10 protein-coding genes are annotated in these 11,755 nt (G+C 73.8%); 9 read left to right on the forward strand and 1 reads right to left on the reverse strand.

The genetic code is table 11. The features are described 5' to 3' along the window. The first annotated feature begins 14 nt into the window (after positions 1–14). From DEU31_RS09060 to DEU31_RS09100, 9 genes are all read left to right on the forward strand, one after another. Positions 15–2,063: a WYL domain-containing protein gene (locus tag DEU31_RS09060; protein ID WP_243733792.1), complete on the forward strand. Its 2,049-nt coding sequence runs from the start codon at positions 15–17 to the stop codon at positions 2,061–2,063. A 129-nt stretch (positions 2,064–2,192) separates the two neighbouring features. Next, positions 2,193–2,516: a Sec-independent protein translocase subunit TatA gene (tatA, locus tag DEU31_RS09065; RefSeq protein ID WP_010551577.1), complete on the forward strand. Its 324-nt coding sequence runs from the start codon at positions 2,193–2,195 to the stop codon at positions 2,514–2,516. Positions 2,517–2,584: 68 nt separating this feature from the next. Then, complete coding sequence (tatC, locus tag DEU31_RS09070; protein ID WP_243733793.1) at positions 2,585–3,493, forward strand: twin-arginine translocase subunit TatC; 909 nt, start codon at positions 2,585–2,587, stop codon at positions 3,491–3,493. Continuing rightward, positions 3,490–4,455 (forward strand): diacylglycerol kinase family protein, encoded by a 966-nt coding sequence (locus tag DEU31_RS09075; protein ID WP_010551575.1) that lies wholly within the window; start codon positions 3,490–3,492, stop codon positions 4,453–4,455. Before tatC ends, DEU31_RS09075 begins: the two co-directional genes overlap by 4 nt. Further along, positions 4,452–7,406: a DEAD/DEAH box helicase gene (locus DEU31_RS09080; protein ID WP_133676881.1), complete on the forward strand. Its 2,955-nt coding sequence runs from the start codon at positions 4,452–4,454 to the stop codon at positions 7,404–7,406. The genes DEU31_RS09075 and DEU31_RS09080 overlap by 4 nt, the downstream gene beginning before the upstream one ends. Before the next feature lie 26 nt (positions 7,407–7,432). Next, positions 7,433–8,215 (forward strand): hypothetical protein, encoded by a 783-nt coding sequence (locus DEU31_RS09085; protein ID WP_050815765.1) that lies wholly within the window; start codon positions 7,433–7,435, stop codon positions 8,213–8,215. Beyond that, positions 8,212–9,849, forward strand: a complete 1,638-nt coding sequence (lnt, locus tag DEU31_RS09090; RefSeq protein WP_010551572.1) for an apolipoprotein N-acyltransferase — start codon at positions 8,212–8,214, stop codon at positions 9,847–9,849. Before DEU31_RS09085 ends, lnt begins: the two co-directional genes overlap by 4 nt. 55 nt (positions 9,850–9,904) lie before the next feature. Beyond that, positions 9,905–10,663 carry a polyprenol monophosphomannose synthase gene (locus DEU31_RS09095; protein ID WP_010551571.1) on the forward strand — a complete coding sequence of 253 codons (759 nt, stop codon included), beginning with the start codon at positions 9,905–9,907 and terminating at the stop codon, positions 10,661–10,663. 34 nt (positions 10,664–10,697) lie between these two features. Next, entirely contained in the window at positions 10,698–11,303 is a 606-nt protein-coding gene (locus tag DEU31_RS09100; RefSeq protein WP_010551570.1) for an FxsA family protein, read from the forward strand. 84 nt (positions 11,304–11,387) lie between these two features. Here DEU31_RS09100 and DEU31_RS09105 read toward each other — a convergent pair whose 3' ends face one another. Further along, entirely contained in the window at positions 11,388–11,738 is a 351-nt protein-coding gene (locus DEU31_RS09105; protein WP_010551569.1) for an RNA polymerase-binding protein RbpA, read from the reverse strand. Positions 11,739–11,755: the final 17 nt, after the last annotated feature.

The following is an 11,755-nucleotide window of genomic DNA, read 5'->3' on the forward strand; positions in this document are numbered from 1 at the left end:
GCTAGTCTGGGCGGGTGGCTTCGAAGAACGTGGAGAGACTGCTCAACGTCATCATGACGATCGGCTCGCGACGGCGTATCGACCGCGCGAAGCTCTTCTCCGTCATCCCCGACTACGCCGAGGCGACGTCCGAGCAGGCCGCGGAGCGGATGTTCGAGCGCGACAAGGCCGCGATCCTCGAGCTCGGGCTCCCGCTCGTCGCCGAGCGCGACGTGCTCGACGAGAACACCGTGCACTACCGGATCGACGCCTCGCCCTCCACGGCGGTGCTCGATCTCACGACCGAGGAGTACACCGTGCTGCTCGCCGCGAGCCGCGCCTGGGACGATGCGACCGCCGGGGGAGCGGCCCGGCGCGTGCGCGCGAAGCTGCTCAGCCTCGGCCACGACGCGGACCCCGACCTGCTGCGGCGCACACCGCGCGGCGCCGTCGAGTCCCTGCCCGTGCTCTCCCCGCTGCTGGACGCCGTGGTGACCGGGCGCTCGGTGCGCTTCACCTATCGCGGCACGCACGGCGCCCCCGCGCAGCGCCATGTCGAGCCGTGGGTCGTCGGCGTCCACGACGGGCACTGGTACGTCTACGGCCATGACCGCGACCGCGACGCGCCCCGTGTTTTCCGCGCCTCGAGGATCGAGTCCTTCCCCGCCGAGGGCCCCTCCGCGAAGGCGCCCCGCCCCGACGACATCGACCTCGCCGACGTTCTCGAGCGGATGCTCGACAGCGACGACCGGGCCTCCGCGCTGCTGCGGGCCGCCCCCTACAAGGCGCTCGCCCTGCGCGACCGCGCCGTCGCCCCGCTCGAGGCCGAGCAGCTGCGCCTGCCCGAGCTGCCCCGCCCGGCGACCCGCCGCCTGGTCCTCGCCGACGTGCGCTGGGTCGAGCTGCTCGAGCCCGCCGCCTGGCGCGCCGAGATCGCCGAGGTGCTGGAGGCGGTCGCCGCGCGCCACGAGGGCCCCGCCGCGCTCGACGCCCTCGAGGCCGCCGCGCCGCGCCCCGCCCCCCGGATCCGGATCAGCCCGCAGAGCGGCGACCACCTCTCGCGCCTGATCTCCGCCGCGTCCTTCGTCATGAGCCGCGGCGAGGCGGACCTGGCCGAGCTCGCCGAGGCGCTCGGCGTCAGCGAGACGCAGCTGGTGGACGACCTGCAGGTGCTCTTCGTCTGCGGCGACATGGGCGCCGGCTGGGAGGACCTCATCGAAGCGGAGTGGGAGCACGGCACCGTGCGGGTGCGCAATGCGGAGCCGCTGCGCCGCGCCCTCAGCCTCAGCGCCGTCGAGATCACGGCGCTGCTGGCCGGGCTCGCCGCCCTCGAGCCCGCCGCGGGCGAGGCGGAGCAGGTCGTCGACTCCGTCCGGGCGAAGCTGCTGGCTGCGATGTCCGGTGAGGCGCCGGCCGAGGGTGCCCCCGCCCCGCCCGTCCCGCGCCGCGAGGAGATCGCGGAGGCCCTCTCGGCCGACGAGCGGGCCGCCCGCACCGCCGACCGCGCCGAGACGGTGCTCGCCGCGGTGGGCACGGCGCTGCGCGCCGAGCAGGGCTCCGACGAGGCGACGCTGACCATCCGCTACTCCTCGACGGACCGCTCGGGCACGAGCGTGCGCCGGATCCGTCCCGAGCGGATCGAGTCCGACGGGGCGCGCTCCTATCTCGTGGCCGACTGCGAACTCGCCGGCGGTCACCGCCGCTTCCGCCTGGACCGGATCGTGGAGATCCTGCCGGCCGGGACCCCGATGAGCCGGCCTGCTCCCGGAGTCGACGCGGACCTCTCCGGCCGCGTCGAGGGCGAGGTGTGGCTGCGCCTGGAGCCCGCCGGGCACTGGATCGCCGAGTCCTTCGCCGCCACCGAGCTGCGCGACGGCAGGGGCGGCCCCGACGAGGACGGCACGGACGGCGCCGGCACCGGTGGCGGTGCGACCTACGCGCGTCTCGAGGGCCCGGTGCGGGCACCGCTGGTGGACGCGGTGCTCGAGTCCGCCGGCGCCGCCGAGGTGCTGTCCCCGCCCGCGCTCAGAGACACGATCGTGACTGTGGCGCGCGCGGGCGCTGCACGTCACACCCCTCGCTAGGCGCTACCCTGGGACGACCCGCCGAGCGGTGGGCCGAGCCGTCGCCGTGGCGGCCCGTCCGGCGCCCAGTCCGCTGTGGGATGATGGGCGCGCCTGCGCTGAGTCATGGCGCTGTTGAAAGGGACTTCCATGAACTTCTTCCGCAACCCCTGGGCGATCGTGCTGCTGATCGTGCTCGTGATCCTGCTGTTCGGGGCCAACAAGCTTCCGGGACTCGCGCGCAACATGGGCAAGTCCATGCGCATCTTCAAGAGCGAGGTCGAGGAGATGCGCGGTGACGACAAGGGCGGGGACGACGAGACGGAGGACGGGCGTCCCGCCCGTTCGGACCGCGCCCGTGACGACCGTGCCCGTGAGGACCGTGAGTACGACCCCCGCGACCGCGATCTCCGCGAGGACCGCGAGACCGTCCGCGCCCCGCGCGAGGACGACGAGCCCTACCGCCGCGACTGAGCTCCGCGCCGGGACGGGGCAGGGCCGTGAGCCCGTCCCGTCCTGCCGGGCTGGGAGGAAACTGATCCGTGGCGAGTGATACACAGGGACACGACCAGGCGCAGGGCGGGCCCGCGACGAAGAGGGGACGCGATCCCGAGGGACGCATGTCCCTCGGCGAGCACCTCACCGAGCTCCGCAACCGCCTGGTCATCAGCGCGGTCACGGTGCTGCTGCTCGCGATCGTCGGATGGATCGTCTTCCCGTGGGTGTTCGAGGCGCTCAAGCGACCCTTCGAGCTCGCCTCCGAGCAGGGCCTGAACGCCTACCTGAACTTCCAGGGCGTCGGCACCGGGCTGAACGTGCGCCTGCAGATGTCGGCCTACGTGGGCCTGATCCTCTCCTCGCCGATGATCATGCTGCAGATCTGGCTGTTCGTGATGCCGGGTCTGCACAAGAACGAGCGCAAGTATGCGATCGGCTTCTTCGGCTCCGCGATCCCGCTGTTCTTCCTCGGCTGCCTCGCCGGGTACTGGGCCGTGAACCAGCTCGTCCCCGTGCTGCTGACGTTCACGCCCCAGACGGACCAGGTCGAGCAGCTGATCCGCTACGACGAGTACCTCTCGCTCCTGGTCAAGACCATGCTCGCCTTCGGCGTCGCCTTCGTGGTGCCGGTGGTCATGGTGCTGCTGAACTTCATGGGCCTGGTCAGCGGCCGCGCGATGCTGAAGGCCTGGCGCTGGATCATCTTCCTGAGCTTCGCCTTCACCGCGGTCATGGTGCCCACGCCCGAGCCGATCACCCTCATCGCGATGTCCGCCGCGATCGCCAGCCTCTTCTTCGGAGCGATCGTCATCTCGATGCTCCACGACCGGCGCCAGGCGAAGCGCAGCGGCGACGAGGACCTCGACGACGACGAGGCCAGCCGCATCGACGACGAGGTCGAGAAGATCGACGGCCCCTCCCGGCTCGACGAGCCCGACGAGGGCGGCCGGTGAGCAGACTCCGCGTCGGCCTGCTCGCGAACCCCACCGCCGCTCAGGGCACCGCCCATCGCGTGGGACGGCAGGTGGGGCATCTGCTCCATCTCGCGGGCATCTCGGTCGTGGACCTCTCCGGTCCCAGCGCGCACGTCGCCCGGGCCCGGGCGGAGGAGGTCCGCGACTCGCTGACGGCACTCGTGGTGGTGGGCGGGGACGGCACCGTCTCGCTCGGCGCCGAGATCGTCGCGGGCACCCCCGTACGGCTCGGGATCGTGCCCGCCGGGAGCGGCAACGACTTCGCCCGCGCCCTGGGGCTCAGCGTCAACGATCCCGAGGAGTCCACCCGCGCGCTGCTGCACGCGCTGTCCCGCCCGGTCGTCACCATCGACGCGATCGAGGTGACCTCCGCGGGGGAGAACGCGCTGCCCCACCGCTCCCTCGCGCTCGGCAACGTCAACCTCGGCTTCGACGCGATCGTCAACGCGCGGGCCAACAGCTCCCGGGCCTCCCGCACCGTGCGCTACACCACCGCCGTGCTGCGAGAGCTGCCCACCTTCACCCCGCTGCCGTACTGGCTCGAGATCGACGGCGGCGAGCGGTTCGAGATCGACGCGCCGCTGCTGTCCCTGTGCAGCTCCGGGGTCTACGGTGGCGGGATGCAGATGGTCCCGAACGCCCGCATCGACGACGGACAGCTCGAGCTGCTGAGCGTCGAGGGACGGGGGAGGCGCGATCTCCTGCGCTTCTTCCCCCGCGTCTTCAAGGGCACCCACACCCAGCTCGAGGGCGTGCGGATCCGCCCGGTGCGCGAGGTGACCGTGGGACTGCGCCATGGCCGCTCGCTGCGCGCCTACGCCGACGGGGAGGCCCGCTCCCTGCTGCCCCTCACCGCGCGTGTGCTGCCCGGCGCTGTGCGCCTGCTCGCCGATCTCTCGGCGCTGCGCGGCGAGAGGGCGGTCGACGGGGGAGCGCGGTGACCTCTCCTTCCGAGAAGTACGCCGCCTGGGCCGAGGAGAAGCGGCGGGAGAACTCCGAGCTCACCGCCTTCACCGCCCGCTACGACTTCGCGCTGGACGACTTCCAGCTCGCCGGCGGCCGCGCCCTCGAGGACGGCCGCTCCGTGCTGGTGGCCGCCCCGACCGGCGCCGGCAAGACCGTCGTCGGCGAGTTCGCGGTGCATCTCGCGCTCGCGCAGGGCCGGAAGGTCTTCTACACCGCGCCGATCAAGGCGCTGTCGAACCAGAAGTTCGGCGAGCTGGCGGACTGGCTGGGCGCGGAGCGCGTCGGCCTGCTGACGGGCGACACCTCGATCCGCCCCACCGCGGAGGTGGTCGTGATGACCACCGAGGTGCTGCGCAACATGCTTTACGCGGACTCCGACCTGCTGGACGGGCTGGGCTTCGTGGTGATGGACGAGGTGCACTACCTCGCCGACCGCCTGCGCGGCCCCGTGTGGGAGGAGGTCATCATCCACCTGGACCGCTCCGTCCAGCTGGTCGCGCTCTCGGCGACGGTCTCGAACGCCGAGGAGTTCGGGGCCTGGCTCCAGGAGGTGCGGGGCGAGACCTCGATCGTCGTCTCCGAGACGCGGCCGGTGCCGCTGTGGCAGCACGTGATCGTCGGCGAGGAGCTGCTGGACCTCTTCGTCGACGCCGACGGGGAGGCCGTCGTCTCCCACGGCCCCGGTGCCCGCAGCGATCGACAGGTCAACCCCGAGATCGAGCGGATCAGCTCCTTCTCCCTGCCGGTGGACGAGCGCAGCGGGGGACAGCGCGGCCGCGGCTATCGCGGCCGGAAGGGCACCCGCGGCCGCCACCGCCCCCGCGGCGCCGGACGCCACGGCTCGCCGCGCGGCGAGCGGGGCGGGGACCGGCGCGGCGAGCACGAGGGCACGCGCCACCACGGTCCGGGCTCGGGACGTGACGGCTCGCGGCACGACGGCGGTCGACAGGGCGGCGGACGCGGCGGAGCCGGTGGCCGTCCGTTGCGCCGCCCCGAGGTGGTCGAGCTGCTCGACGACGCCGCGCTGCTGCCCGCGATCATGTTCATCTTCTCCCGCGCCGGCTGCGAGGGCGCCGTCCAGCAGTGCGCCCGGGCCCGCCTGCGCCTGACCGACGACCACGAGCGGGGCGAGATCCGCGCCGTCCTCGACGAACGCCTGGCCGAGATCGGCGTCGAGGACGAGGAGGTGCTGGGCCTGCACGCCTTCCGCCGCGCCGTCCTGGACGGCTACGCCGCCCATCACGCCGGGATGCTGCCGCTGCTGAAGACCGTCGTCGAGGAGCTCTTCGCCCGCGGGCTGCTCAAGGTCGTGTTCGCCACCGAGACCCTCGCCCTCGGCATCAACATGCCGGCCCGCTCCGTGGTGCTCGAGAAGCTCGTGAAGTTCAACGGCGTCGAGCACGCCGACCTCACACCGGGGGAGTACACCCAGCTCACGGGACGTGCGGGACGGCGCGGCATCGACACCGAGGGGCATGCCGTGATCGTCGGCGGGCCGCGCTTCGACGCCCCGGCCGCCGCCTCCCTCGCCTCGCGCCGCACCTACCCGCTGCGCTCCGCCTTCCGCCCCACCCCGAACATGGCGGTGAACCTGCTGGACCGCTTCGACCTCTCCCGCGCCCGCGAGACCCTCGAGACCAGCTTCGCCCAGTTCCAGGCGGACCGCTCCGTGGTGGGGCTCGCCCGGCGCGCCCGCGAGCTCGAGGACACCGTCGAGGACTACCGCGCGGCGGTCACCTGCGAGCGCGGCGACCTGCTCGAGTACGCCGGGATCCAGGAGGCGATCAGCGCGCGGGAGAAGGAGCTCTCCCAGGCCCGGGCCGCCGCGGAACGCGACCGCACCCGCAGCGTCCTCGGCGACCTGCGCCGCGGCGAGATCATCGCACTGCCCGGCGGGAAGCGCCGCGGCTACGCCGTCGTGCTCGACGTGGACCGGCACGTCCTCGGCGGCCCCCAGGTGGACCTGCTGGACACCGAGGGACGCCGCCGCAGCCTCCGCCCCGGGGACGTGCCCTCCCCGCCCGCGGTCATCGACACCCTGCGCCTGCCGCGCCAGGAGGCGCTCGGCAGCGGCAAGGTGCGCAAGGACACCGCCTCCGCGCTCCGACAGCGCCTGGCGGGCCAGGACGACGACGCCCGCCGCGAGGTGCGCCGGCGCGCCGGCCGCACCCCCTCCACCGCCGCCCAGGACCCCCGCCTGCAGGAGCTGCGCGCACAGCTGGCCGAGCACCCCTGCGCCGCCTGCCCCGACCTCGAGTCGCATCTGCGCTGGGTGGGCCGGTGGCGGAAGTCCCGCGGGGAGCTCGAGGGCGTCCAGCGCCGCATCAGCGGTCGCACCAGCTCGCTGGCCCGCCGCTTCGACCGCCTCACCGACCTGCTGCTCGAGCTCGGCTATCTCGAGCACGCGGGCGGGGACGGGGAGGAGCTCGCGCCCACGGCGAGCGGGATGCGGCTGCGACGCCTGTTCAGCGACCGGGACCTGCTGATCGCCGAATGCGTCGAGCACGGCGCCTGGGACGGTCTGGACGCGGCGGGGCTCGCCGCCGTGGTCTCCGCCGCCGTCCACGAGACCCGCCGCGACGACCGTGCGCCGGAGCTGATCCCCGATCCTGCCGTCGGCGCGGCGCTCGAGGCCTCGAGCCGGATCGCCGCCGAGCTGCAGTCCGCCGAGGCGCGGCACGGCATCGACCCCACCCTCCCGCCGGATCCCGCGATCGCGGCGATCGTGCACCGCTGGGCGCGCGGCGCGCACCTGGCCGCCGCGCTCGAGGGCAACGACCTGCCGCCGGGCGACTTCGTGCGCCACTGCCGCCAGGTGATCGACCTGCTCGACCAGCTCACCGCCGACGAGCGCCTGGGCAGGACCGCGCGCGCCGCGATCGACGGCGTGCGCCGCGGCCTGGTCGCCCAGGAGATCGGCCGATGAGCGTTCTCCCAGGGGGAGCGGGGAGGATGGGACGTGTGAGTGCCCAGAACCAGCCTGCACGGCCCCTCTCGCAGCCCACGGCGCCCGTCCTCTACACCGGCATCGTGCTGTACAGCGCGGACGACCCGGAGGCCTCCGCGATGCTGGTGGCCGACGAGCTGATCGCCTGGACCGGCCCGGAGGACAGCGCCCTCGTGCTCCACCCGGAGGCCGAGCGCGTGGATGCGACCGGCTGCCTGGTCACCCCCGGCTTCGTCGACGCCGCCGCGACCGCGGACGGCACCGACCCCGACCCGGCCGGCGACGCCGCCGCGGCCGCGCACGGGATCGTGCTGCGCCTGCCCGGGCCGACGGGCACGCGCGAGGGCGTGCAGGTGATCGCCCCCGTCACCGAGGACGCCGCCTTCCTCGACCTCGTCAGCGACGGCACCCCGCTCGCCTTCGGCTCCGCGGGCCGGGACGAGGCCGCCGATCCGTGGACCTGGGTCCGCGCCGCCGCCCGCACCGCCACCGCCGCGCAGCGCCTCAGCGACCGCGCCGCCTTCCTCGCCGCGAGCCGCGGCGGCCAGCGGGTCGCCGGGAGGCGCCATCCCGGCACCCTGCGCACCGGACTGCCCGCCACGTTCGTCCTGTGGGAGCCGTGGGACCTCACCGTCCGCTCCCTCGCCGAGCGGGTCGACACCTGGTCCACCGACCCCCGCTCCCGCACCCCGCTGCTGCCCGACCTGGACCAGGGCAGCCCGCGCGCCCTGCGCACCGTCGTCGACGGCCGCGTCGTCCACGACGACCTCGGCGGGGACGGCGAGTGAGCACCGCCGCACGGACCGCCGCCTCGCGCGCGCGCTCGCAGGGCCGCCGTCCGCGCGAGGAATACGAGGCGACTCCCTGGGCGGTCGCGATCGGCTGCGGGATCCTCGGCGGGATCTGCGCGCTGCTCGCCTTCCCGCCCTACGACCTGTGGATGCTGCTGCCGGTGGGGATCGCGCTGCTGTGCGGCGGGCTGCTGGTGCGATCGGCCTGGCTCGCCGGCCTCGTCTCCCTGCTGTGGGGTCTCGCCTTCTTCATCCCGCTGACCGAGTGGGCCAGCACCTATGCCGGCAGCGCGCCCTGGCTGGCGCTGGGCGCCTTCGAGGCGCTGTACATCGTGCTGTTCGGCCTCGCCGCCCGTGCGGTGATGGTGCGCCGCGGCCTCTGCGTCTCCTCCGCGCTGGTGGTCTCCGCGCTCTGGGTGGGCGTCGAGACGCTGCGGGGCAGCGCCCCGTGGGGCGGGCTGACCTGGGGCGCGAGCGGCTTCGCGCTGTCCGACTCGCCGCTGGTGCATCTCGCGCCGTGGATCGGGATGGCCGGGCTCGCCCTCGTCGTCGCCCTGCTGGCCCAGCTGCTGCTGCTCGGCGCGCTCGCCCTCCTGGGCCGCCGCCACCGCGGGCTGACCGGCTTCTCCGGCGTGTGGCCCTTCGCGATCGCCGTCGCCGCCGTGCTCGCCACCGTCGTCGTGCCCCATCCCCTCAACCGCGCCCCGGCCGAACGGCCCTCCATGACGGTCGCCGCCGTGCAGGGCTCGATGGGGGAGATCGACCCCGTCAGCTACACCATGCCGGACGACGTCTTCGACAACCACCTCACCGCCTCCCGCACCGCGGTCGACCAGGCCACGGCCGACGGCACCGACCTCGACCTGGTCGTCTGGCCCGAGGACGCCACCGGCTACGACCCCCGCCAGGACCCCTACCTCTCCTCCCTGCTGACCTCCCTCGCCCGGGACGCGGACGCCCCCGTCCTGGTCGGCACCCAGGTGCCCGTGGGGGAGTCGGAGCGGCTGAACCAGTCCGTGCTGATCACCCCGGAGGGCGAGACCCCCTACGCCTACTCCAAGCGCCACCCCGTCCCCTTCGGCGAGTACATCCCGATGCGCGACGTGTTCAGCCGGCTCTCCGACAAGGTCGACCTCGTCTCCCGGGACATGATCGCCGGCGAGGAGATCGGCACCATGGACCTCGCCGAGCTCGGCCAGGGCGAGGGCACCGCCGGGCTGCTGATCTGCTTCGAGATCGCCTACGAGGGCCTCGTGCAGGACGTGGTCGACGACGGCGCCGAGGTGATCGTCGTGCAGTCGAACAATGCGCTGTTCGGCGACTCGGACGAGGCGATCCAGCAGCTCGCGCAGGCCCGGGTGATGGCGGTGCTCTCCGGGCGCAGCGTCGTGCACGTCTCGACCGTCGGCCATTCCGCGATCTACAGCCCCGAGGGTCGCCAGATCGATTTCGTGGACCACTGGGAGCAGGGCACGATGGTCGCCGACGTGCCGCTGCGCACCGGGACCACCCCGGCCGTGGCGGCCGGGCCGTGGATCGCGATCGGGATCTCCGCCCTCGGCGTCGCCGGGCTGCTCGGGGCGCTGACCTCCGGTCGTCGCGCCCTGGCCCGGCCTGCGGCCCGTCGCTGATCCTCCGGGCCACCCCGCCGTCCCGCCCGCGCCGTCCGATCCTCCGAGGAGACCGATGACCCGCCCGTCCACCGCCCCGCTGCCGCCGACCCTCGTGGTGATCCCCACCTATGACGAGCGGGAGGCGCTGCCCGGCACCCTCGAGCGGCTGCGCCGCGCGGTGCCGGAGGCGCACGTGCTCGTGGTGGACGACTCCTCCCCGGACGGCACGGGGGAGTGGGCCGAGGAGGTCTCCCGACGCGATGCGGCCGTGCACGTGCTGCACCGGGCGGGGAAGCAGGGCCTCGGCCCGGCGTATCTCGCGGGCTTCGCCTGGGGTCTCGAGCACGGCTACGAGCAGCTCGTGGAGATGGACGCCGACGCCTCGCACCGGCCCGAGCAGCTGCCGGGCCTGCTGGAGGCCGTGCGGCGCGGCGCCGACCTCGCGATCGGGTCCCGCTGGGTGCCCGGCGGCGCCGTCCACGACTGGCCCGCCCGTCGGCGGCTCCTCTCCCGCGGCGCGAACGTGTACGTGACGGTGCTGATGGGTCTGGGGGTCGCCGACGCCACCGCGGGGTTCCGCGTCTTCCGCGCCGGGCTGCTCTCTCGCCTGATGGAGGAGGACATCGCCTCGCAGGGCTACTGCTTCCAGGTCGACATGACCCGCCGTGCACGGGACCTCGGCGCCGTGATCGCCGAGGTGCCGATCGACTTCGACGAGCGCACCGAGGGGGCCAGCAAGATGTCCTCCGACATCGTGCGCGAGGCGCTCGTGAAGGTGACCCTCTGGGGACTCGCACGTCGCGCCCAGGGCCTTCGCAAGGCCCTGCGCTAACCTGGCCGTCTCCTCGCACAGGAAGGGAACCGCCGTGACGAGCTCGCCCCACAGCACCCCGGGGGCCTCCGGGCGCCCGACCGACCCCGCCGACCGCCGCCGCTCGCGCCGCGCGAGCGCGATCCCGCTCGCGATCGTCGTCGTGGGACTCCTCGAGCTCGCGATCCTGGTGCTGATCGGCGTGAACACGAGCCTGTGGTGGTCCGTGCTGATCGTCGTGGTGGGCTGGCTCGTCGGCGTGGCGCTGCTGGTCGCCGCCGGACAGCAGTCCTTCGTGCGCGTGCGCTCCCTGTTCCGTGCAGTGCGCGGCAGCGGGGACGTGCAGGACCACCTCTCGCGTCCCGCCTTCACGATGCTCTCGGCGCTACTGTTCTTCTTCCCCGGACTGCTCACCGACCTCGCCGCACTCGTGCTGCTGCTCACCCCGGTGCAGAAGCGCGCCGTCTCCGCGATGGGGCTGGGCAGCGGTTCGGAGCAGGCTCGTACCGTGCTCTACCGCCGCTCCGGCAGCGGCGTGATCGACGGCGAGATCATCGTCGAGAACCGTCGCACCGGCGGTGCCTCCGGCGGGGCCGATGGACGGCGGGGGGATGGCACCGTCCCGCCGATGATCGTGCAGGACCCGCCCTCCCCGGAGTGACCCGAGCTGTGAGACCGCCCACGGGAAGAGCCCCCGCCCCGCCGTGATCGGCGGGGCGGGGGCTCTTCCCGTGGGCTGGGGGGCTCAGAGGTTGCGGCGCTGGTGGAGCTTGCCGGCGCGCAGCAGCTCGAGGCGCTGGTCGAGCAGGACCTGGAGGTCCTCCTCGCTGCGGCGCTCGAGCAGCATGTCCCAGTGGGTGCGCACGGGCTTGCCCGGCTTCTCCTCGGGCTTCTCGTGGTCGCGCAGCACCGCGGTCTGGCCGCAGCGGCACTCCCACACGGCCGGGACGTCGGCCTCGACCGAGAAGGGGAGGACGATGTGGTGGCCGTTGGGGCAGTCGTAGATTGCCTCCTGGCGCGGTGCGGCGAGGACGCCCTCGTCGGTCTCCATGGAGAGGGAGCCCAGTCGGGTGCCTCGCAGGCTGCGGCTGTTCATGCGGTTCTCGCTTCCTG

The organism is Brachybacterium sp. AG952, assembly GCF_004362645.1.
GTDB lineage: Bacteria > Actinomycetota > Actinomycetes > Actinomycetales > Dermabacteraceae > Brachybacterium > Brachybacterium conglomeratum.